Genomic DNA, 21,264 nt, shown 5'->3' on the forward strand with positions numbered 1-21,264 from the left:
TGTCGTTGAGTAAGCGCTCCATTAACGGATCTGATTTTACCGCCATGGCACTGCTCGGTGCGGAATATTTAGAAAGAAATGTAGACCGGGTTAATTCACTGAATGTGTTTCCGGTGCCAGACGGAGATACGGGTACTAACATGAATCTAACGATTGTCTCGGGGGTTCGTGAATTGCGGAACAAGCCGTCTGCCCATCTGGGTAAGGCTGCCGAAGCATTGTCCAAAGGGCTTCTTATGGGAGCAAGGGGCAATTCGGGCGTTATCTTGTCCCAATTATTCCGGGGCTTCGCCAAATCACTTGGCAGCTTGGAAGAGGCTGGTACGCAGCAGATTGCTGCCGCATTCCAGAACGGCGTTGACATGGCTTATAAAGCAGTCGTAAAGCCGGTAGAGGGAACCATCCTTACAGTGGCAAAAGAAGCAGCCAAGCATGCGGTTCAGTATGCCCGTAGGACGAGTGACGTTGTCGAGCTCATGACAGAGATTCATGCCAAGGCAAATGAAGCGCTGCAGCGCACACCGGATCTGTTGCCGGTACTGAAACAAGTCGGCGTCGTTGACTCCGGCGGACAAGGTCTCGTGTTTATCTACGAGGGCTTTGTTCATCATTTGACTCACAGCGGTACGATTCAAGAGAAGGTATTTGCATTCCCGTCTGAGGCAGCAGCACGGCCGGCTTCCGTGCCACGTCCAGCGGCTCCGGTGTCCGCACAATCAAGATTAGCAACCGAAGATATCGAGTTCCTTTACGATATGGAATTCTTTATTAATCGCAAAATTAGCGGAAAAGCTGTGCCGTTTTTCAATGAATACGCTTTCAAGAAAGCTTTGGAAAAAGACGGTGACTCAATCCTCGTCATTGCAGATGATGACATCATTAAGGTGCATGTCCACTCGCGCAAGCCTGGCGATGTATTGAATCTGGCCATTGCCTATGGCGAATTGACAGATTTCCACATTCTGAATATGAGGGAGCAGCATCGCGATTTGCTGGAACAGGAAGCAGCGGCTGTGCCTTTTGCACCAGTTGCCGAGTACGCGCTTGCGGGTGAGATTTCGTCGACGGAACTGCTTGCAGGTCCTTCAGCTCAAGTCGTAGCACCAGAGAAGCTGCATGAGCTTGCGCCATTTGGTATTGTAGCGGTCGCATTGGGAGAAGGTATTGCGAATATTTTCCTCAGCAATGAGGTGGATATCGTCTTGTCCGGCGGGCAGACGATGAATCCTAGTACGGAAGATTTCGTTAACGCAATTGAGTCACTGCCAGCGGAGCATATTTACTTGTTACCTAATAACAGCAATATTATTCTTGCGGCTGAACAAGCAGCAGAACTGAGTGGACGTCAGGTAACGGTTATTCCGACGAAGACGATCCCTCAAGGGCTTGCGGCGATTCTTTCCTTCAAGGAAGAGGAATCCGCAGAGCGTAACGCGGCTTGGATGAAGAGTGCAGCGGAGCAGGTAGTATCGGGTCAAGTTACTCAAGCCGTGCGGAATACATCCATTGATGGTGTTGATATCCAAGAAGGCGACTACATGGGGATTAAAGAGAAGACGATTGTCTCCTCGAAGCCAAGTCTGCTTGAGGCTTGTCAGTTATTGATGGCAGCTATGGTGGAGGATGGCGGTGAACTGCTTACGGTATTGACCGGTGAAGATGCGAAGGAAGCCGACACCAAAATGTTGTGTGAATGGATCGAGGAGGCTTATCCGGATGTTGAACTGGAGGTTCATGTCGGCGGCCAGCCATTATATCCTTATTTGTTTGCTTTAGAATAGTTGTAATAAGTTATACAATTTGGGAGGGGACGTACGTATGGGGAGCATACGCATCGTGACCGACAGTGCATCAGATATTCCATTGCAGCTGAGAGAAGAGCTCGGTATTGAAATGGTTCCGCTGAAGATTCTGTTTGGAGAAGAAACTTACTATGATGCTGTTACGATGAATACGGAGCAATTTTTCGACAAAGTAGCGGCATCGTCTCAGCTGCCTACCTCATCCCAGCCATCACCGATGGAGTTTCAAGAGGCGTACGAGCGCATTTTGCAAGAGGATCCGAACGCATCGATTATTTCGATTCAATTATCAAGTGCAGTCAGCGGGACCTATCAATCGGCTGTAATTGGAAGCTCGATGGTTGAAGGGGAGCCGGATATTACCGTTCTTGATTCCAAGACGGCTTCATACGCATACGGCATGCGCGTTGTTGCGGCAGCCAGAATGGCTAGGGAAGGCGCTTCGAAAGAAGCGATTCTGGCTGAGATTGATCGGATGCAGCGGTCAACGGAGCTTTATTTTCTTGTAGATACGTTAGAATATTTGCAAAGAGGAGGACGAATCGGCAGAGCCTCCGCCTTAATTGGATCTATTCTTAATATTAAGCCGATTTTGTCACTCGACAAAGACGGCATGGTGTATGCCGTAGATAAAGTGCGCGGTTCGAAAAAAGCGATGCTGCGTATTATTGATATGCTGGAGCAGGCTTGTGGCAGTGAACCTGTTATTCTGACGATCGCATGTACGACAGGTAAGGAAGCTGCCATGGAGTTCGGCGAGATGATTAAAAGCCGTTTCAACGTGCAAGAGGTTGAATATACAACAGTTGGTGCAGTAATCGGGACCCATGTTGGTCCTGGTACGCTAGCTGTGTTTATGCGCAGAGTGTGAGGTAGAGAACAATGACGCTGGAACAGTATTCTGTCCGGCAAATTAAAGGCGTGAGCGCTCCTAAGGAAGAAGAGCTTCACGCCTTTGGCGTACAGACAGTCGCCGATTTGCTGGATTATTTTCCATTTCGATATGAGGATTATCGTATACGTGAGATTGCTGAAATTAAGGATGGCGAGAAGGTCACGGTGCAGGGTGTGATTCGCGGTAACCCGGTGCTGCAGCGCTATGGGAAAAGTAAATCCCGCCTGACCTGTAAGGTTGAGGTTGAGCATATGCTCGTGACGGCGGTGTGGTTCAATCGTCATTTTCTGCAAAATCAGCTGACGCCTGGCCGGGAGATCGTCTTAACGGGCAAATGGGAGCAGCAACGTCTGCAGATGACGGTGTCGGAATCCGAATTTGCGGACAAGTCGACCGGGATGGTAAAGTCGGGAACCTTGCAGCCGGTCTATTCGGTAGGCGGAGCTATTACGCAAGCTTGGATGCGCAAGACGATTAAGCAGGCTCTTATGCAGTTTGGCACGATGATTGAAGAAGTTCTGCCGCATGAGTTAGTGGAGCGCCACAGGCTTATGCCTAGGCGTGATGCCGTGCAGCGTATTCATGATCCTGGAGAGGTAAAGGAAGGGCTGGAGGCGCGCCGGCGCATGGTATACGAGGAACTATTCCTGTTCCAGCTGAAGCTGCAGGCTTACCGTGCCTTGACCCGTAATCGTGGTGACGGTATCGTTCATCAGGTGAATGGGGAGACCATTCGGAACTTTGCGGCTACGCTGCCTTTTGAGCTGACAGACGGCCAGAAGAAGGTTGTTAATGAGATTATGTCCGATATGAGGCAGCCAGCCGCAATGAATCGGCTTCTTCAAGGTGACGTAGGATCGGGCAAAACGGTTGTCGCGGCTATCGCATTGTATTGCACGATTAAAGCTGGTCACCAAGGGGCGCTTATGGTGCCTACTGAGATATTGGCTGATCAGCATCTGCGTTCGCTGCAGAAGTTATTCGCGGGCACGGGTATTGAAGTTGGACTGCTGACAGGCAGCTTGACGGAGAGGAAGCGCCGTGATGTCCTTGCAGGGCTGCAGATGGGCCTGATTGATATTATTGTTGGAACCCATGCGCTTATTCAGGACGATGTTTTTTTCCGCAGCTTAGGATTAGTCGTTACGGATGAGCAGCATCGATTCGGGGTTAATCAGCGGAGCGTATTACGCCGCAAAGGGATGAATCCGGATGTATTGACGATGACAGCGACTCCCATACCGAGAACGCTCGCCATTACCGCTTTCGGGGATATGGATGTGTCAACTATACGTGAGCGACCGCATGGACGGAAGCCGATCAAGACATATTGGGTGAAGCATAGTATGATGGACCGTGTCCTTGGGTTCATCCGGCGTGAAGTCAACCAGGGGCGTCAGGCTTATGTCATTTGCCCGCTGATCGAGGAATCGGACAAGCTGGATGTACAGAATGTCATTGATCTGTATGTGCAGATGCAGCAGGCTTTTCCTGATTTGAAAGTTGGTCTCCTGCACGGCAGACTGTCGGCTTCGGAAAAGGATCAGGTCATGGGCGCGTTTGGTGCTAACGAGACGCATCTGCTGGTGGCAACGACGGTTGTCGAGGTTGGGGTTGACGTTCCGAATGCGACACTGATGATTATTATGGATGCTGAACGGTTCGGGCTGTCGCAGCTTCATCAGCTTCGTGGTCGTGTTGGACGTGGGGCACATCAATCATTCTGTGTTCTCGTTGCGGATCCGAAGTCGGAGAACGGCCGTGAACGGATGAAGGTCATGACGGAGACCGATGACGGCTTCGAGGTGTCGAGGCGGGATCTCGAGCTGCGTGGACCGGGGGACTTCTTCGGGACGAAGCAAAGCGGCCTTCCGGAGTTCAAGATCGCCGATATGGCGGCCGATTTTGAAATGCTGGAGCTGGCTCGCGATGATGCAGCAGAACTAGCAGGGCGTGATGATTTCTGGACGAATCCGTCGTATGAACGAGCACGTGTCCTGCTGCTGAAGGATCAAATTTTTCAAGGGGAACAGCTCGACTAAGCAACATCTTACTTCCAACGGCATATAGTTAAACGATCGAATCATCGGAATGCCGGATGGAGGTGTCGAGGCCAGTGAGTTACCAAAAGTACGGCATTCGACCGCAACTGGTCGAACGCGTCAAAATCAAATTAAAAAATCCGGTCGTAAAGGACCGGATACGGCTGCTGCTGGGCAACGTGACAAAGTATGATCTGCAGGACCGGGTAAAGGTAAGGAAGCTCGTAAAAAATGCGACTGCTATTTTACAGGAACCTCTAACGGATATCCAGGAAGAACAGATTATTGATTTTGTGCTTGGGCAGAAAATAGACCCAAACAATACCTTCCATTTGCTGAAGCTTTGGGGGATGTTTCGCTGACCGCTCGCGGTCAGCTTTTTTTTATTTATTCAGAGTAAAGATTTAAAAGGGTTATGCTGTATGAATTCCAACGTGCTGAAATGGAGGGGCTTCGTGATGACGCATTGGAAACAATCTATTTAGAGTTCTCACCACAGATGAAGCTGGCCTCCGGGAGTTATGGGTTCAATACAGTCGGCTGTGTCATTCTTTACGCTTCCGACCGCCGAAGATACGGGATAAGCGTCGAGTTCTGCTGCTGCGTATGGCACGAAGAGATGGCTTAGCGCCTGTGGGTCCTGTACCGAACGGTCGAGCCAGAGCGGCTCGTCCTCTTGGCGTAAGATTACAGGCATCCGGTCGTGGATCGGGGCCATCAGCTCATTAGGCGAAGTCGTCATTATGGTGCAGCTGCTAATCGTCGTTGTGCGGTCCGGCGCAAGCCAGGTCTCGTAAAGTCCGGCCATGCTGAACAAGGAGCGGTCATTGCGGACAATACGCATTGGCTGCTTGCCGCCGTCGGTCTTATTCCATTCATAAAACCCGTCGGCTGGAATGAGGCAGCGCTTGCGTTGAAGCGGCGTTTTGAAAGCTGGCTTCTCTGCAGCCGTCTCGGACCGGGCGTTCAGCATTTTGTTGCCGATTTTCGGGTCTTCCGCCCAAGGCGGAATAAGTCCCCATTGCAGCTCTCCAAGCCGGTTCCGCTGGCCGTCGTTAATAATGGCAAGCACCTGCTGGCCGGGTGCTACGTTATATTTGGGCCGATGATAAGGTACCTTCGTATCGCCAATCATATAACGAATCATCAGCTCCTCGAGCGATACCGTGATCGTATATCTTCCGCACATGGCAAGTCCTCCTAAAATGAATTGCCTCACAGATGGCTGTTTAATAGCCAATTTGTGGTGATTCATACTTCGTAAGCATAAGATGTTCTTTGTCCTTTTATTATGCATGAATAGACTGTCTATCGGCAAATACTTGTGTTACCAAGACACTGAAGGAGGGCGGTCGATGTTAAACAGGAAGAGGAGGCACGGCCGCCGAGACTCTGGCCAAAGCAGAGGGAAAAGGAGCAGTCTCAGTAAAATCAAACAGCTCTTCTCGCTGCCTGTCGCGGCATGGGACTATGCAGTCGGCAAGTGGCATGGCATGGAGACTTCGCAGGAGATGCTCGGCGAAGCTGAGCCGCTGCAGATAGCGGAGGATACTGTTTCGGAGCTGATGGTGACCTGGCTGAAGCTGGAGAGGCAGCCTGCAGATGTGGATGCGGTGATGACTGACGGAAACGGCGGAGCAAGCGAGAATAGTGAGGAGGCTCCGGCGAAAGCTGCGGCGTCCACTTTTACGCAGGGGTGGAGTGGGGAGGAGAGTCTGCTGATCGAGCGGATTCTGGCAGAGACAGCTCGTCTTAACCGTAATAATGTGACGCGCACGGAAGCCTACCGCCTGATATATAAACGCCGTCCTGAGCTTCATTGGGCGATGCTGGCCCATCTTGTCTCCCGTAACGGCGGCTGGAACATGACCGATCTGGAGGGGGAGTGGCTGCCGCATCTGCTGCCTGGCGGTAAACGCAAAGACGTATTTTTACTGCTTGAGCATGCGAACGCGTTTATTTTCGGTGATGCTTATCCACAGTTATTGCTATATGAAGAAAGCATTCATGCAGACCGGCCGCTCTTTCATCTGCTCACGGCCTTTGGGGTAACACGGTTCATGCGACCTGTGTGGGAGCAGTTCTGGCGGCGGCGTGATCCTGTGCCGCTTACAGTTGCGCTTATTGTGAATGAGCAGCATTTTATCGAGGAGCGGGTCGTGCAGGATGATTACTTCCGGAAGAATGTGATCGAAACGTTCTTCTTCGGGATGCAGTCGCTGCTGCAGCTGAATGCGGTCATGTTCCCGTACCATTCGGTTAATGAGCTGCGTTTGGTAGGACTTATTATGGAGCATTTCGACGACTTGTCCGAGCGGATTGAGTTCGGTAAAGCTTTGTACGCGATCTTGTTTGGCGTACCTCGCGTGCGCGAAGGGGCGCTGGCTTTTGTAGATAAGGGACGCCATACGGCCTCGAGAGTGGACTATGCACCGCAGATTTTTGCTCGGGTGCGCCGCGATCCACCGTCCGCCTTGTATAAGGAGCGTCTGCTTGGCGGCAAATTGCTGCCGGGAGCAGCACCTCTGTATAGCCCCGAGCTTGGGGACGCCTGGGCCAACCAGACACTGGAGGCGCCCGCACGAGGTGATTGGTTCCACTCAGCTGCAGATATTGCTCCGTACTTTCGTATGCTGAAGCTGCCCCGCAGCTTCGAACTATCGAATGAGTACGGCCTGCTGCTCAACAAGATCGAGCTTGCCGTTCTCGCTGCCCAGCAGCTCAGACTGGATGAGCAGGGAGCTGGGAGAGCAGAGCCGAAACCTCCACTAACATGAAACGGGACTGCGATGAGCGTGCCGCCTTTCTGCTTTGATACGAGGTAAATGACAAATATTCATAAGAAGATAATATGGAGTAACTAAAAATTTAAGATTTGCCCTCTATGATGGGTGCAGGTAAATATGCATGCAAATAAGAGAGGGGAAACAAGATGCCGGCCAATCAGGATAAAATGAAAATTATGCTCAGCAAAGTTCCGGAAGTGACGATCTACTTCTGGATCATTAAGGTGTTATGTACCACGGTAGGGGAAACATTCGCAGATTTCATCAATGTAAACCTGGGATTCGGATTAACGACCACGACATTGATGATGGGGGCCGCGTTTATTATCTTTCTATTTCTTCAGCTTCGGGCAACGAAATATGTCCCTGGCATTTATTGGATGACCGTTGTGTTCATAAGCGTATTTGGCACATTGGTTACCGATAATATGACCGACGGGATCGGGGTGCCGCTTGAGACCAGTACCATTGTGTTCAGCGTATTATTAGCACTAACCTTCCTGCTCTGGTATATGAGCGAAAAAACATTATCCATCCATTCCATTTTCACAAGAAAAAGAGAAGTTTACTACTGGCTTACGATTCTGTTCACCTTTGCACTTGGTACAGCCGTTGGTGATTTGTATTCCGAGCAGCTTGGTCTTGGGTACTTGAAGACAGGCATTATAGTCGCTGTTATCATCGCTTGTATGTTTGTTGCATGGAAATTAAAGCTGAATGAGATATTAGCCTTTTGGATTGCTTATATTCTCACCCGTCCGCTTGGCGCATCTCTGGGAGATTATCTGTCCCAATCGAAAGTCAATGGCGGTCTGGATCTTGGGACTACCGTTACAAGTGTTATTTTTCTAGCAGCGATTCTGGTCATTATCGTGTTCCTGGCCGTGACCAAATACGACATTATTAACAAAACAGTAGCCGCTGAGGTCATTCCATCCAAAGGGAATCCGAGGCTGGTATGGGCACAAACGGTTGCAGTATTAGCTGTTTTCTTAATCGTAGGAATTGGTGGATATGTATGGTGCAGCAATAACACTGTTCCGCAAGTTGCAGCCTCGCAAACCACGCTTAGTGGACAACTATCGGATTTCGTACAGATTGAAAGTGATATGGTGAGTGATATTGCTGCCAATGATTTCAGTAGTGCGAATTCGAAAGCGGACCAATTGGAGCATGATTGGGATAAGGCAGAACCAAAGCTCAGAAAGATCGATCGAAAAACATGGACCAAAATTGACGGGACAATTGACGATGTCTTGGCAGCGGTCCGTTCGAAGAACCCTAGCGCAAGCAAAAGCAAATCGGTGCTGGATGAGTCACTGAGCGTGATCCAATCTGCTAACCAATAATGGTTGAAAAAACGGCCGTCTATTGCAGACGGTCGTTTTTTCATGCATTTCTTAATAAAGTGGGCATTGGAATTAAGAAACTGTTAAGAACCCTTTTACTTGGAATAAAGGATTGTAGGCTAGACTGACCTCAAGATTATCGATTAGGAGCTGAGGATATGAAGTCAGATTCGAAAATTGTCATTGTTTATTCTTCATTCGGAGATGGCCACGTCAAGGCTGCCCATGCGCTTGAGCAGTCGTTAGCATGGCTTGGCTACCACAACGTAACATTAATCGACTTATTTGATGCGACGCATCCTCGATTAAACGCAGCTACGCGATTGCTGTATTTGAATAGTACGATTTATACACCTAGAGCGTATGGCCTTTTTTACGATGTGACCAACTTGAACCATTCAAGCCGAGTTCTAAGCAGGATGAATCATTTCTATGGCATGAAGAAAATGAAGGAAGAATGGGCGAACGAGCGTCCGGCATTAATTCTCCACACGTTCCCTTATCTTGCCGCAGATGAGCTGCGGTATGAGCTTGGACATGACATTCCAACCGTGACGATTATTACCGATTACGTTCTGCACAGCCGATGGATCCATGAGAATACAAGCCAATATTGCGTGGCTAGTGAATCGCTGAAGCAATCGTTGAAGAATGCCGGTGTTCCGGATCATAAGATTGCGGTTACGGGTATTCCTATTCGCTCTATGTTCAAGTCGTCTTCGAATCGCGCTTCGATTTGTGAACGGTGGGGATTGGGTGCAGATCGCTCCCGTGTGCTTGTTATGGCTGGTGCGTATGGAGTTCAGCGCTCCGTCAAGGAGATGATGGCTACCGTTCTTCATTACACCAACAGCGATATGATCGTCGTATGCGGTAAAAACAAAAGGCTGCAAAAAAAGCTCGCATCCGAATTCTCAGCTAATAAGAGAGTGTCGGTAATCGGCTATACGAATGATATTCATGAGCTTATGGCCGTGTCCGACTGCCTGCTTTCGAAAGCAGGAGGAATTACATTAACTGAGGCTTTGGCGATGACTCTTCCGACGATTGTCTACAAGCCATTGCCGGGACAAGAGCAAGGAAACGCTGAATATTTATCATCCGTTGGAGCACTTGGCATCGCCTATGAACCGGAGCATTTGGCTGAGCAATTAGGTTATGCGCTTAGTCCAGCTGGAGCACTTGAGATCAAGGAGGCGATAAAAGCAGCGTGCCACGAACAGTCAGCGCTGCGCATCGCTCACGAAGCAGTCAAATTAACCGGCTTGATGGAGCACAGAAGGCCGGAAATGATCCCGCATGAAAGAAAGGCCGTGCACGTCCATGTTTAGCTTGAAGATCGGGCAGTCCCGTTCATCATTCCGGTTCTCGCTAGCCTTCTTATTACTATTTGTCGAATGGGTGAGAGGGGCTTACCTCATTGCCTTTTTACCGAACCTGGTAGATGAAAAGCTTCAGCTGTCTGTCTCCATCGTTGGGCTGGCGGTCTCGGTCCATTATTTAACGGACAGTCTCAGCAAAACGTTTATCGGTTATTTAATGGATCGCTATGGAACACGGATGATCTTGCATGGCGGATTTATTCTTGCTGGCTGCGGGCTCGCTTTAGCTTTAATGACAAGAACATCAGAAGGGCTGATCCTTCTATCGTCATCCTTGATGGGGTTAGGGTTATCCCCGGTGTGGCTTGTATGTATGAAGCAGGTGAGCGGACCCAACAGGGCGGAACAAGTAGGGAAGCTTTATGCCTATTGGATGGCCGGTCTTGGTCTCGGGCCCGTCCTGTTCAATTTCCTGATCGATGGGGGAAAAGGATGGTGCAATATAGTGCTGGTTCTTGCCTTAGCACTGGGCTGGACGGTCGGTGCATTTGGCTGCAGAACTATGGATGCAGGCGAGAGGACAATGGTTCCGCAATCGGTTATCTCGCAATTGAGATATGTCGCATCCTACATGAAGAACAATCCTTACTTGCTGCCCGCAATTGTATTGCAGACTACAGGTGCCGGCATCGTCGTCCCTTTTTTGAGTTTATTTGCCTTAGAGCGACTCGCTTTAACCCACTCGCAGCTGTCACTCGTTATGATTTTGGGAGGTGCTTGTGTCGTGCTGCTGCTTGTTCCAATGGGCAAATGGTATGATTCCTCCGGCAGCCGATGGTTCCTTATCGGAGGGTTTGGCTTATTCGCAATAACACTTGTTGCCCTCACCGGTGCTGATTCCCTGTCCCTGACCGTTATTCTCGTTGCTGTCATGGGTTTATCCTATGCGATGCTGCTGCCTGCTTGGAATGCGTTAATGTCCAGACATGTCCCGGATGATGCTTCGGGCACGGGCTGGGGAGTGCTGTCCACTATTGAAGGTTTAGGCGTCGTCGTTGGTCCATTGATCGGCAGCTTTGTCTATGCGAATGGCAATTTAGCTTCACCGTTTCACGTTAGCGCAGTATTGTTCGGGATAATCGGGCTTTCGTATTTGCTAATGCCGGCTAGGCTGTTCATGCCATCTAAGGAGCGTTCCTCATGTCCATCCGATTGAAGCTGATATTGTCGTATCTGGTGATGCTGGTGGTACCCTTAATAACAATCCTGCTGACGTCCGGGCTATTAGTCGTTATCTTTCAAGGGGATCTTCACAATCTTAAAGTGGTTTATGAGACAAAAATCGATGGCTTCGAAGAAGAGGATTATCATCGTCTGATTAAGCATTCCATTGAACAGAATCCCGAATTGCTATCCAATTCGAACTACCTGCATGACTTATCGGAGCAGCTGTCTTTAAAAGATACGTATCTTTATATTTCAGAGGGCGGCCGTACGATTTTCGTGTCAGATGGGATCCGTTCGAAAACAAGTCTGTTATCGGCTTTGCCGACATCTGCTCATACAGAAGCTCGAATCATATCGCCGGCCAAACCTTACGGCAACAATGAATTTTATCACTATGTGCGCTATGATCTTCAAAGCAACGGGGGCCACGTCCTCTTATATTTAGTTTCGAAGGTGGATCCGATTGTTTATTTCTCCAAAAAATATGCGCCATACCTGCTGGTCTCAGCGCTGTTTGTTCTTATTGTGACCAATGTACTCTTAACGTTGTATATGTCCAGACATATTATTAAGCCGATTATGGCATTACGCCGATCTGCTGTGTTATTTACCGAAGGGCAGCTTAATCATCCGGTGAATGTGAAGGGCAGGGACGAGATCGGCCAGCTCGGGAAGGCCTTCGAGGATTTGCGGACGAGGCTGATTCATTCGATTGAGGTGCAGGAACAATATGAGATCAATCGCAAAGAACTGATTGCGAATATTTCACATGATCTGAAGACGCCAATCACTTCTATTCGCGGATATGTGGATGGGTTATTGGAAGGGGTAGCCATCTCCCTGGAGAAGACGGACAAATATTTGCGGACGATTTCGGTCAAGGCAGCAGAGATGGATCGGCTGATTGATGAATTATTTTTATATTCCAAGCTGGATATGGATAGACTGGCTTTTACATTTGAAACGGTCAACATTTCAGCTTTTTTGAATGATTGGGCAGAAGATTTGGGGTTCGAGTTGGACAAAGAAGGGGTTATGCTTCAAACGGATTTTCAGATTGCTGGTTCGGCTATGATGAGCGTGGATCGAGATTCGTTCCGGCGCGTCCTGGCCAACATTATTCAGAACAGCCTGAAGTTCATGAACAAAACGAATAAAGAGATTCGTCTCATTGCTAATACCGGGAATGACTGCCTGCACCTGATCGTCGAGGATAACGGTGCAGGTATTCCGAAAGAGGCGCTTCCTTTTGTATTCGAACGGTTTTACCGGGCGGATCTTTCGCGGAACACCGCGATTAAGGGGAGTGGACTAGGCCTTGCAATCGCAGAGCGAATCGTACAGGAGCACGATGGAACGATTCGGGTTGAAAGCATGGAAGACGTCTGGACACGAATTATTATTACGATACCGATTCTAAAGTAAAAGATTCCCCAGAATCCCGTGTTTCGCGAGATGATCTGGGGAGCTGGGGTTTGAACTAAAGGCTGGAGCGGGTATCAAATACTTTGCCATATCTGCCGGAATAGACGGGCTTGCCAAAGGCTGTTTCCCATCGCTGCTGAAGCTGGGAGGATGAGGTATTTGGGGTAATGAGATAATCCGGCCGGTCAGCCTTCACGATCTGAGGAAGCTTGTCCGAGAATCCGTACATGGAACGCTCGAACGCATTCCAGCCGAAGATGCCTTTGGAAGCTTCCGTAATAAAAGGATCCTGCCGGCCATCACATAATACGTCAGCGCCGCGGTACATGGCATAGCCGGACGTTCCGTATGTCGAGATGACTCTTGGACGCGCCCCTTGATCGGTATGGGCAAGAATATAAGTCATCTCATCCACCGGATATTTCTCCCCGTTAACCTGAGGTGGATTAGCGAATACAAACACCGCATTAATGGCAAGACCGGCAACGAGTCCCAAAGCGGCAGTTTTGGGCTTGAACGGAAGGCGCAGCTTGGCAAGCGATCGAATTCCATATGTATAGGGGATCATCGTTGCGGCAAAATAGGGAACAAACAGCCATAAAAATAAATTTTGCTTGATATTGGTTATGCCGAGGTAAGCGATGCCCAGCATTAATAGGATCCGGAACACTTTTTTGTGCAGGGTGAAGGGGATAATATAGGCAAAAAAGATCAGCATGAGCACAATCGGAATGTTCTCCCAATTCATGAAGTCAATTGGCTTCCATTCATTGATCAGACGGTTGTAATGATGCTGTGTCACAACGAGCACGTAGGTTATGCTTCGGTAGCCGCCCGGATTCAACATACCGGCTAAGGCAATCGCTCCGTACATCATCACGTGACGCCAGCGCATAGACCTTTCCCATAATGTCTCTATGATCTGCATGCCGGAAAATACCGCAATCACCGGCCATACGCCTGCGTGGATATTGGCAATCGCACAGGAGCCGAACATCATCGCAATGCCGTAACGGTAATGATCCGTCAGCTTGAATTTTCTCATCCACACGAAATACCAGACGATTAAGAAGGCGGAAATAATCTGAGGCCGGCTTGTAAAATAGCAATAGTAGATCCATAAGCCGACGGGTACTAATAAAAAAGTACAAACAAACGGCAGATCTCCTAAGCCTAACTCCTGTCTGGAAACCTTCATTAACCGGAAGAGGCCAGTCATTAGGAGCGCGAAACTGACTGCCGTAAGCAGGTATGTACCCGGCCAGCCAAATGCCTGATAAAGAGCCCCTTCAATGAACTCAAAGCCGTATTCATGAGGGATATAAGGCAGGTTGTTCCCGTAAAACGTATGGATGGCGTGATGGAGCACAGTCATGTGGTCGATCATATACCGGCCGTTCTCGATATGCCAGAATGTATCTGGATCATTATAGGAATTAGCCGGAAACAGGAACAATACAATCAGTGCGATCGCAGCGGGGACAGCCCACCCAGCTATTCGTATTTGGCTCATCTCGCATTCACAGATGCGATGGGAAAGTGGAATAAGATGGACATCGGATCATATCTCCTTTGTGTAATTTTTTATCCCACTGTACCAACATTTTCTTAAAATTTTATTAACTCTTCAACATGAGGGAGCTAGAAGCTATTGAACATTTTTCATAACATTCCGCTAATTGCTTCACTTGCAGCTATTATTACCGCTCAAGGCTTGAAGATTCCCCTTGGATTTATTTCAGACGGTACATGGAATCTATCGCGGGCGATTGGGACGGGAGGAATGCCGAGCTCACATTCTGCAGCCGTGGTATCACTGGCAACGGTTATCGGAATGAACGATGGTTGGTCCTCCTCAATGTTTGCCATCGCAGCCGTCGTCAGCGCGATCACGATGTATGATGCTGCAGGCGTTCGCCGTCATGCGGGCATGCATGCTTCATCTATTAACAGGATTGCCAAGTCAATCAAATTTTTGCATCCTCATTCATCCACGGAAATAAAGCAGGATGATGAGTTGAAGGAGCTGCTCGGCCACCGTCCAATCGAAGTGTTCGGAGGCGCTGTATGGGGCGTAGTGGTAGGTCTTGTTATGTATTATTTAAGTACCATATCCCATTTCTGAACAAAAAACACCGCGCTGAACGGTCAGCTGGCGGTGTTCGTGAAAGGTTACCTAAACATGAGTGAGATATAGTTGGCGATGCGGACGCTGATCTCGGCACGGGCGGCATCACGGATCATGGAGAAGCGGTCCTCGTAGCCGCGGCAGACGAACTTATAATGGATCGCTCCATGCTCGCTGTCGCTTTCTTCGAGAAATACGCGGATATTTCGCTCTTTAAGCGCCTTGCGGACGGTGTTTAAGTCATTGTGAATATGGCCCATTAAGACGCGGGAGGCTTTCATATACAGCTGCTTCATGGAGTAGGGAGACAATTCAATGTCCTTGCAGTTCTTATCCACGATGGTCAGCATCATGGGGAGCAGCACATAGTCACGAATAAGCTCAAGCTCCTCTTTGCTCGGAACGGGGACAGGTCCGGCAGCTTTCGGCGTCTCGCGACGCTGCAGATATTGCTCTCGATGTTCAGGCAGCATCATACGGCTGGATTCCCAGCGGCCATTGCCTTCCAGTTTCTTGCTCATTTGTAGTGTCCTCCAATTTTGACGCTGCGCTCACGGGCCTGGGCTGCCTCAAGCAGCGAGGAAGCCCGCAGAATCGAGGTCGTTCCGAATTTATGACGGATCGCATCCGTGACGCGATCCAGCTTTCTTTCCTTTTCCCTGTTGCCGAACAGGGAAAGCTGGTATTGATCGTCAGGTACCAGCTTAGATAACGTAACGCCCAGCTTGCGGACGGGGAGACGATCCCAATGCGCGTAAAATAACGTCCGGGCCGCAGCGAATACTTCCTTCGTAATATTAGTCGGATCAGGCACCGTCATTTGACGGAAAAAGCCGGTCGGCCGATCGAAATCCGCCCCTTGCGCACCTGCTGCAACAACGCAGCCCATATAACCCTTCGCGCGGCTGCGGCGGCATACTTCCTCGCTTAATTCCAGCAGGATGATGTCGATTTCCTGCGGCTTACTGTAATCACGGGGCAGGGTCATCTGATGACCAACAGCTTGCTGCGCGTCGTGCGTGCTGGGTTTTACCGGACTTGGGTCAATGCCATTGGCCGTCTGCCAAAACAACTCCGCTTGAATATCGCTGTTGCGGCCCATCCGCGCCCGCAGCTTGCGCTTGAAATCCGGAAGCGGGAGGCTGCCGAGATCTCCAATTGTGGAAATCCCCATCCGCTGAAAATGTGCGGTCATCCGCGAGCCAACGCCAAACATTTTGTTCACAGGAAGCGGCCACAAAAGTGATTCAACATCTGTTTTCGGGAGCGTGAATACGCCGGCTTCGTTCTTTTTCGCCCAAATGTCAGTGGCCATCTTGGCCAGAATCTTGTTGGAGCTGATGCCGACCCGCGCCCAAACGCCAGTGTAGAGCATGATTTTTGTCTGGATCTGCGTTGCAATCTCATCGGGCGTGCCGAAGTAAGATAAAGAACCGGTGACGTCCAGGAACTGCTCGTCGATGGAGAAGGGCTCCACCAAATCGGTAAACGAGCGGAAGATGTCGGTAATCATAAGCGAGACTTCGATGTAAGCCTGCATGCGTGGTCTAATAATGACAAGATGCGGACACTTGCCAAGCGCCTCGCCAAGGGTCTCGGCAGTCGTGACGCCGTACTGCTTCGCAAGCGGACAAGCAGCCAAAATAATGCCCGAACGCCGCGAAGGATCGCCGGCCACAACGACCGGATCGTTCTTATATTCGGGATGAGCGGCCTTCTCGACGGACGCGTAGAACGACTGGCAGTCAATCAGCATAATGACACGTTCCATAATCCCCACTCCAATACAAATACGAAAGTATGTTCGTATCTTATTATATACCGAATGTATGTTCGCTATGCAAGGGATATTTGGAGGTAATTTCAAACAGTTGGGTGTGTGGGTGGTGTTGTGGTGGTGGTTGTGTTGTGTGTAGTACGTACAACAAACAAACAAGAAGAGTAATCGGCGCTGCAGCATGCATGTAGTGTTAGTGTAGTAAACAACAACACAACGACGAATATCGATTCTAGTCTGAATTCTTGTTTGTGCGCTAATTTCAAGAAGGAAATCCCAGAGGTAAAAGATCTGAAAGCTAGAAATTATGGCAGTAATGCGGTTGTTGATGTGGTCCTGTCAATCGATAAAACCCTTGATTTTTATGAAGCACATGAAGTAGCTACAGAGGTGGAATTGAAAAAACTTCAGAAGTATTAGAAGTACATGTGCATTATGAGCCAGCGAAATAATTGTGGCGTTGCACCTCAAATTGAGGTGGTAATGCAAAGAGAAGATTTCTACTTGTGGCATTAGTAAAAGCATTAGAGGTATAAAGCTAAAGGGAGAGGATAGTTGAATAAAGATTATTACAGCTGGTCATCCGATCGGCTGCTTTTTTCATTAGCGCAAGGCGTCAATAACTGCCTGTTTTATTTATTTCCCAGTCCAAATTCAATCTTATGCATAGTTTATTCTAATGCATTGAGTGACGTGGAAGGATGAGGGAAACGTGAAACAAAAGCACAAATGGAAGAATAATGCACATATGAAGAAAAAAACGAAACAAGAGGAGCTGCAACCCACAGGACAAAAGCTTGATTCAAATATAAATGAGCTAGAATGGTTGGACGGGAAGGATGAATACAAAGTTAAGGAAACCCCTTCAAGAGGCTTTTTAAACGCCAGTTTGAAGTAATTACGGAGAATTGAGAGATCAATAAACAACATGAGAAGACTGTCGATAACAATGTATAATTAACCTTTCAAGATGGAGATAATATAGAAGTCAATTGTTCTGCCGAAGAACGTTGACGTGAAGATATGGACGGTAGACATATGTCTACCGTTTTTTCTTTGATGTTGGGTGCCAAGATGTTACCTTTGTCTTGTCTCAGCTAACGGGAGGTTAGTGAGATCAATTTATCAGGAGCAGGCGCCGCGGCGACCTGCTCCTGTTCGCTAAACTATTCTTACGAATAGCTTTTCAATAGTAATTCTTGTTAACTCTCTTTTTCCGCAGAATCCAACAATGCCATCTTGTTTGCCAGCATCCGTGCCAGATGTGTTTGAACTTGCTCCAATTCATCTTTTTTTCTTTCGATCTCCTGCATCTTTTGACTAAGAAGCTCAATTTTCTTTGAAAGGGGAAGATCATTTACCTCATAAGCTTGGATCACTTCTTTGAGTTCCGCTAACGTAAATCCTACGGCTTGAACCTTTTTCATCATCAGAAGATGATCGACTGCCACTTCGTAATAGTCGCGATAATTGTTTTCTTCCCGTCGAACATGGCGGGCATCCAGAAGTCCTTCTTTTTCATAAAAGCGAATGGCAGGCGGCGTTAAACCGGTCCTTTGTGCCAATACTTGGATTTTCATAAAAATCTCCTCAAAATGGTCTTGACCTTCAAGTAAACTTTATAGTTTATACTCTAAACGTCGAGCGACACTATGTCAAAGCATAATAAAAGATTTAGACGAAAAACTCGGAAAGAAGGAGACACATGATGAGTACGATTCGCGCAATTGTTGTTGATCCCGCTGTACAAGGACGTCTAAAAGTCGACGAAGTAGAGGCCCCCCATCCAGCCTCGTCGGAAGCATTGGTTCGCGTTTATGCGATCTCGCTCAATCTTGGCGAGGTGCGCACTACAATAAGAGCAAATGCAGGGTGGCGCCCGGGGTGGGACCTATCCGGTGTAGTAGAACAGTCGGCTGCCGATGGATCGGGGCCTCCAGTCGGGGCCAGAGTCTTCGGAATGGTTCATTCAGGTTCATGGGCGGAACTTGTCGTCGTTCCAACGAATTTCTTATTAGAAATTCCCGAAAATGTTACTTTTGCTCAGGCTGCAACTTTGCCCGTGGCTGGACTCACTGCTTTATTTGCATTGGAGAGAGGCGGCGTTCTTCTTCATCGAAAGGTGTTAGTTACTGGGGCATCCGGCGGTGTGGGCCATTTTGCTTGCCAGCTGGCAAAGGAAGCAGGCGCTATAGTTACCGCACTTGTGCGACGCGAAGAGCGTGTGGCTTGTCTTCAAGAGATAGGGGTACACAAGGTAGTTGTTGGAGAAGACGTTGTTGCAGCTCAATCGTTCGGTCCTTATGACGTTATCATCGATACGTTGGGTGGCAAATCGTTAAACATCGTTTCGACATTTCTTGTAAAAGGTGGCAGCTGTATTAACGTTGGAGCTGCAACAGAACCGGAAATGACGCTCCAGGCTAGACTTGACTCGGTTCCGGACGGAGTGCTCGTTCTTGATGGAATGCCATCAGAAGGTGTGTCAAAAGATCTTGGACGATTAGCTCAAATGGTTGCCGAGGGATTATTGCATCCGCAAATCGGTCTGGAGGCACCATGGACCGAAATTGCTGAGGTTACCAAGAGCCTTTTGAACCGACGAGTTGTTGGTAAAGCGGTGCTATCTGTCTTTTGATGATACGTCTCAAAGTTCGTTTATAAGATAGGTGGATGTATGGCTTGGACCGCTTCCGTTCAATCGGTTGCTCATTTTTGGTATAACGATTAGAGCTTGATGCTCAAAAAGCATGATGCTCAAAAAGAATACAGGACTACGCAAAGGCTGTCTTAGAAATAATCAAATCAATTTACCCAACTTCTCTTGAACAGATTTGCGATATTAAATGTAATATGGCATGCGGTTGAAGATGGAATCATTCGAGACTATACGGGGTTTTTCGACATACTAGAGGTGTTTCATTGGGATCAGTTCGGCATGGTTGGCATGTTCGTTTACCAGTTCGGAGCTTATATGATGCTCATGTCGTTGCTAACCCTGCTGTTCTCGGGCTTGCGGCATGTTATGGGATGGATCATTTGGTGCGTGCTGATTGCCGCCATTTCGATTGGTACCGCGCTGCCTGCTTTCCGCCCAGAGGTAGTAGACGGATTTAAGGTGCTGCTGTATAACGATTCACTGCTGAAGGGATTCCTACTCACAATCTCTTTTGCCCTCGTATTCTCGATCGGTGGCTGGTTGTTTACACGTAGGCGGTTCATTTGATTTTTATAAAAGTAGAAGGTGAAGAACGAATGAAAGAAAAAGATAAAAAAAATCAAACTTGGTTCTTATTGTATTCGTCTACTATGTAATCACTTCAATTGCATCACTGGCGTTAGGACTCATACAAACTAATACGAGTATTCCCGAGGTAGTCATCCAGTTGACACAGTTTGGACCGACAATAGGTGTTGTAGTTGTTATGCTGTTATTTAACGGCAAGAAACGTATTCCTATTTCACTCGGACTTAGCTTCCGATCTTTGGTCCTGCGTCGATTACTGGCAGTATGCGTATTGGTAATTGCTATATTCTCCGTATCAATTGTTGCTTATAAAATATTTGGACATCAAGTAGACTACACTCCTCCCTCTACTCTATCGCATCCGTTCTGGCTAATTATCATCGCGCAATTTATTGGTGCTGCTGGAGAAGAGTTTGGGTGGCGGTGTTTTCTACAGCCCTTATTCCAGACGAAGCTAGGCGTACTTCCTAGTTCCATACTGGTGGGTCTATTATGGGGGGCTGGCATAATGTTTACTCTGAGGGATTGTTGTTTGCCGTCTCATTTATAATGATGGCTGTCTCTCTCTCTGTTATTGTTGGGGAACTACTACGAGACTCAGGGGGTAACAACCTCGTAATAGCATCAGTATTTCATGCTCTGATTAATTTGGGACTACTCTTATTGTTTAATGAAGAAAGCGGCAATTCTTCTGCTATGGCAATCATAAGCATTGCTAGTCTGGCAGCTGCATTGGCCGTAATTGCGATTTCTATGAAGCAAAGAAGAGAAATTCTGAAATTATCAAAAAATTTACTACAATTGTGAATGCTGAAAAATGCCAATATAAGCATCAAACATGTGGAGAAGATCTCGAGGCCACGTATCCCGTTACTAGTTCCACGTTACCGTTTCCTCTGTTGATTACGTTGATATCCAATGTATATTCGCTAAAGAAAAGCACCTGTAGAAGGTGCTTTTAATTTCGCCTTTAAAGTGTTACGGAGAACCGTATCACAAATAGGGTGAATCTCTATGTTGAAATTACGATTCGAATTTAACCCCAGTCACATAAGCGCTTAGGCCACCGATAGGAATCGGTGACCTCATAATACGAACAGGCAGGATAGTGTAATCCCTCCTTATAGACAATCACCTATTCTACATAGCTTCCGATGAACTTCTTGATTTCTGGGATGTTTCGGTCCATCGCATGATCTTTAATAGCAACTAGCAGTTGCTTCAGGGCATCCTCAGTGATGGATGATTTTTTGTGCTTATGATA

General features: G+C 48.2%; 21 protein-coding genes. 16 read left to right on the forward strand and 5 right to left on the reverse strand.

Features of this window, described 5'->3' with window-relative positions:
• The first annotated feature begins 5 nt into the window (after nt 1-5).
• From AB4Y93_RS21595 to AB4Y93_RS21610, 4 genes are all read left to right on the forward strand, one after another.
• Nucleotides 6-1,781, forward strand: a complete 1,776-nt coding sequence (locus tag AB4Y93_RS21595) for a DAK2 domain-containing protein (protein WP_441894945.1) — start codon at nt 6-8, stop codon at nt 1,779-1,781.
• A gap of 37 nt (nt 1,782-1,818) precedes the next feature.
• On the forward strand, nt 1,819-2,673 hold the full coding sequence (locus AB4Y93_RS21600; RefSeq protein WP_441894947.1) for a DegV family protein: 855 nt from the start codon (nt 1,819-1,821) through the stop codon (nt 2,671-2,673).
• Between the two features lie 11 nt (nt 2,674-2,684).
• The gene (gene recG / locus AB4Y93_RS21605) at nt 2,685-4,739 is read left to right on the forward strand and encodes an ATP-dependent DNA helicase RecG (protein WP_441894949.1); all 2,055 of its coding nucleotides are present in this window, start codon (nt 2,685-2,687) and stop codon (nt 4,737-4,739) included.
• A 74-nt stretch (nt 4,740-4,813) separates the two neighbouring features.
• Nucleotides 4,814-5,101, forward strand: a complete 288-nt coding sequence (locus tag AB4Y93_RS21610; RefSeq protein ID WP_441894951.1) for a stage VI sporulation protein F — start codon at nt 4,814-4,816, stop codon at nt 5,099-5,101.
• Nucleotides 5,102-5,229: 128 nt separating this feature from the next.
• On the opposite strand, the gene AB4Y93_RS21615 is transcribed toward AB4Y93_RS21610, so the two are convergent.
• On the reverse strand, nt 5,230-5,928 hold the full coding sequence (locus AB4Y93_RS21615) for an SOS response-associated peptidase (RefSeq protein ID WP_441894953.1): 699 nt from the start codon (nt 5,926-5,928) through the stop codon (nt 5,230-5,232).
• Nucleotides 5,929-6,094: 166 nt separating this feature from the next.
• Between AB4Y93_RS21615 and AB4Y93_RS21620 the strand changes: the two genes are divergently transcribed.
• From AB4Y93_RS21620 to AB4Y93_RS21640, 5 genes are all read left to right on the forward strand, one after another.
• The gene (locus tag AB4Y93_RS21620) at nt 6,095-7,516 is read left to right on the forward strand and encodes a DUF2515 domain-containing protein (protein WP_441894955.1); all 1,422 of its coding nucleotides are present in this window, start codon (nt 6,095-6,097) and stop codon (nt 7,514-7,516) included.
• A gap of 155 nt (nt 7,517-7,671) precedes the next feature.
• Entirely contained in the window at nt 7,672-8,874 is a 1,203-nt protein-coding gene (locus tag AB4Y93_RS21625) for a COG4705 family protein (RefSeq protein ID WP_441894956.1), read from the forward strand.
• A 158-nt stretch (nt 8,875-9,032) separates the two neighbouring features.
• Nucleotides 9,033-10,205 (forward strand): MGDG synthase family glycosyltransferase, encoded by a 1,173-nt coding sequence (locus AB4Y93_RS21630; RefSeq protein ID WP_441894958.1) that lies wholly within the window; start codon nt 9,033-9,035, stop codon nt 10,203-10,205.
• Nucleotides 10,198-11,412, forward strand: a complete 1,215-nt coding sequence (locus AB4Y93_RS21635) for an MFS transporter (RefSeq protein WP_441894960.1) — start codon at nt 10,198-10,200, stop codon at nt 11,410-11,412. Before AB4Y93_RS21630 ends, AB4Y93_RS21635 begins: the two co-directional genes overlap by 8 nt.
• Nucleotides 11,397-12,848: a sensor histidine kinase gene (locus tag AB4Y93_RS21640; RefSeq protein ID WP_441894962.1), complete on the forward strand. Its 1,452-nt coding sequence runs from the start codon at nt 11,397-11,399 to the stop codon at nt 12,846-12,848. The genes AB4Y93_RS21635 and AB4Y93_RS21640 overlap by 16 nt, the downstream gene beginning before the upstream one ends.
• 55 nt (nt 12,849-12,903) lie before the next feature.
• Here AB4Y93_RS21640 and AB4Y93_RS21645 read toward each other — a convergent pair whose 3' ends face one another.
• Nucleotides 12,904-14,361: a hypothetical protein gene (locus AB4Y93_RS21645; RefSeq protein WP_441894964.1), complete on the reverse strand. Its 1,458-nt coding sequence runs from the start codon at nt 14,359-14,361 to the stop codon at nt 12,904-12,906.
• Between the two features lie 138 nt (nt 14,362-14,499).
• Here AB4Y93_RS21645 and AB4Y93_RS21650 point away from each other — a divergent pair, with 138 nt between their 5' ends.
• Nucleotides 14,500-14,973, forward strand: a complete 474-nt coding sequence (locus AB4Y93_RS21650; protein WP_441894966.1) for a divergent PAP2 family protein — start codon at nt 14,500-14,502, stop codon at nt 14,971-14,973.
• A gap of 47 nt (nt 14,974-15,020) precedes the next feature.
• On the opposite strand, the gene AB4Y93_RS21655 is transcribed toward AB4Y93_RS21650, so the two are convergent.
• Together AB4Y93_RS21655 and AB4Y93_RS21660 are read right to left on the reverse strand one after the other, a co-directional pair.
• Nucleotides 15,021-15,497, reverse strand: a complete 477-nt coding sequence (locus AB4Y93_RS21655) for a hypothetical protein (RefSeq protein WP_441894968.1) — start codon at nt 15,495-15,497, stop codon at nt 15,021-15,023.
• Complete coding sequence (locus AB4Y93_RS21660) at nt 15,494-16,747, reverse strand: DNA polymerase IV (protein ID WP_441895012.1); 1,254 nt, start codon at nt 16,745-16,747, stop codon at nt 15,494-15,496. The genes AB4Y93_RS21655 and AB4Y93_RS21660 overlap by 4 nt, the downstream gene beginning before the upstream one ends.
• Nucleotides 16,748-17,002: 255 nt before the next feature.
• On the opposite strand from AB4Y93_RS21660, the gene AB4Y93_RS21665 reads away from it, so the two are divergent.
• Together AB4Y93_RS21665 and AB4Y93_RS21670 are read left to right on the forward strand one after the other, a co-directional pair.
• Nucleotides 17,003-17,173 carry a cation transporter dimerization domain-containing protein gene (locus AB4Y93_RS21665; RefSeq protein WP_441894970.1) on the forward strand — a complete coding sequence of 57 codons (171 nt, stop codon included), beginning with the start codon at nt 17,003-17,005 and terminating at the stop codon, nt 17,171-17,173.
• 292 nt (nt 17,174-17,465) lie between these two features.
• Nucleotides 17,466-17,651 carry a hypothetical protein gene (locus AB4Y93_RS21670; protein WP_441894972.1) on the forward strand — a complete coding sequence of 62 codons (186 nt, stop codon included), beginning with the start codon at nt 17,466-17,468 and terminating at the stop codon, nt 17,649-17,651.
• Between the two features lie 304 nt (nt 17,652-17,955).
• Here AB4Y93_RS21670 and AB4Y93_RS21675 read toward each other — a convergent pair whose 3' ends face one another.
• Nucleotides 17,956-18,333: a MerR family transcriptional regulator gene (locus tag AB4Y93_RS21675; RefSeq protein WP_441894974.1), complete on the reverse strand. Its 378-nt coding sequence runs from the start codon at nt 18,331-18,333 to the stop codon at nt 17,956-17,958.
• 125 nt (nt 18,334-18,458) lie between these two features.
• Between AB4Y93_RS21675 and AB4Y93_RS21680 the strand changes: the two genes are divergently transcribed.
• The 4 genes from AB4Y93_RS21680 (at nt 18,459) to AB4Y93_RS21695 (ending at nt 20,807) form a co-directional block, all read left to right on the forward strand.
• On the forward strand, nt 18,459-19,391 hold the full coding sequence (locus AB4Y93_RS21680; RefSeq protein ID WP_441894975.1) for a zinc-binding dehydrogenase: 933 nt from the start codon (nt 18,459-18,461) through the stop codon (nt 19,389-19,391).
• Nucleotides 19,392-19,691: 300 nt separating this feature from the next.
• Complete coding sequence (locus tag AB4Y93_RS21685) at nt 19,692-19,979, forward strand: hypothetical protein (protein ID WP_441894976.1); 288 nt, start codon at nt 19,692-19,694, stop codon at nt 19,977-19,979.
• Nucleotides 19,980-20,178: 199 nt separating this feature from the next.
• Complete coding sequence (locus AB4Y93_RS21690; protein WP_441894978.1) at nt 20,179-20,550, forward strand: CPBP family intramembrane glutamic endopeptidase; 372 nt, start codon at nt 20,179-20,181, stop codon at nt 20,548-20,550.
• On the forward strand, nt 20,493-20,807 hold the full coding sequence (locus tag AB4Y93_RS21695) for a hypothetical protein (protein WP_441895013.1): 315 nt from the start codon (nt 20,493-20,495) through the stop codon (nt 20,805-20,807). Before AB4Y93_RS21690 ends, AB4Y93_RS21695 begins: the two co-directional genes overlap by 58 nt.
• The last annotated feature ends 457 nt before the right edge of the window (nt 20,808-21,264 follow it).

This window comes from Paenibacillus sp. YAF4_2 (assembly GCF_052113225.1).
GTDB lineage: Bacteria > Bacillota > Bacilli > Paenibacillales > Paenibacillaceae > Pristimantibacillus.

What these genes read in the sequence shown, in the direction of transcription:
- AB4Y93_RS21600 (WP_441894947.1), top strand. Translation starts at nt 1,819, where the DNA reads ATGGGGAGCATACGCATCGTGACCGACAGTGCATCAGATATTCCATTG.
- AB4Y93_RS21655 (WP_441894968.1), bottom strand. Translation starts at nt 15,497, where the DNA reads ATGAGCAAGAAACTGGAAGGCAATGGCCGCTGGGAATCCAGCCGTATG.
- AB4Y93_RS21620 (WP_441894955.1), top strand. Translation starts at nt 6,095, where the DNA reads ATGTTAAACAGGAAGAGGAGGCACGGCCGCCGAGACTCTGGCCAAAGC.
- AB4Y93_RS21625 (WP_441894956.1), top strand. Translation starts at nt 7,672, where the DNA reads ATGCCGGCCAATCAGGATAAAATGAAAATTATGCTCAGCAAAGTTCCG.
- AB4Y93_RS21680 (WP_441894975.1), top strand. Translation starts at nt 18,459, where the DNA reads ATGATGAGTACGATTCGCGCAATTGTTGTTGATCCCGCTGTACAAGGA.
- recG (WP_441894949.1), top strand. Translation starts at nt 2,685, where the DNA reads ATGACGCTGGAACAGTATTCTGTCCGGCAAATTAAAGGCGTGAGCGCT.
- AB4Y93_RS21615 (WP_441894953.1), bottom strand. Translation starts at nt 5,928, where the DNA reads ATGTGCGGAAGATATACGATCACGGTATCGCTCGAGGAGCTGATGATT.
- AB4Y93_RS21630 (WP_441894958.1), top strand. Translation starts at nt 9,033, where the DNA reads ATGAAGTCAGATTCGAAAATTGTCATTGTTTATTCTTCATTCGGAGAT.
- AB4Y93_RS21635 (WP_441894960.1), top strand. Translation starts at nt 10,198, where the DNA reads ATGTTTAGCTTGAAGATCGGGCAGTCCCGTTCATCATTCCGGTTCTCG.
- AB4Y93_RS21685 (WP_441894976.1), top strand. Translation starts at nt 19,692, where the DNA reads ATGGTTGGCATGTTCGTTTACCAGTTCGGAGCTTATATGATGCTCATG.
- AB4Y93_RS21695 (WP_441895013.1), top strand. Translation starts at nt 20,493, where the DNA reads ATGGGGGGCTGGCATAATGTTTACTCTGAGGGATTGTTGTTTGCCGTC.
- AB4Y93_RS21645 (WP_441894964.1), bottom strand. Translation starts at nt 14,361, where the DNA reads ATGAGCCAAATACGAATAGCTGGGTGGGCTGTCCCCGCTGCGATCGCA.
- AB4Y93_RS21690 (WP_441894978.1), top strand. Translation starts at nt 20,179, where the DNA reads ATGCTGTTATTTAACGGCAAGAAACGTATTCCTATTTCACTCGGACTT.
- AB4Y93_RS21640 (WP_441894962.1), top strand. Translation starts at nt 11,397, where the DNA reads ATGTCCATCCGATTGAAGCTGATATTGTCGTATCTGGTGATGCTGGTG.
- AB4Y93_RS21675 (WP_441894974.1), bottom strand. Translation starts at nt 18,333, where the DNA reads ATGAAAATCCAAGTATTGGCACAAAGGACCGGTTTAACGCCGCCTGCC.
- AB4Y93_RS21660 (WP_441895012.1), bottom strand. Translation starts at nt 16,747, where the DNA reads ATGGAACGTGTCATTATGCTGATTGACTGCCAGTCGTTCTACGCGTCC.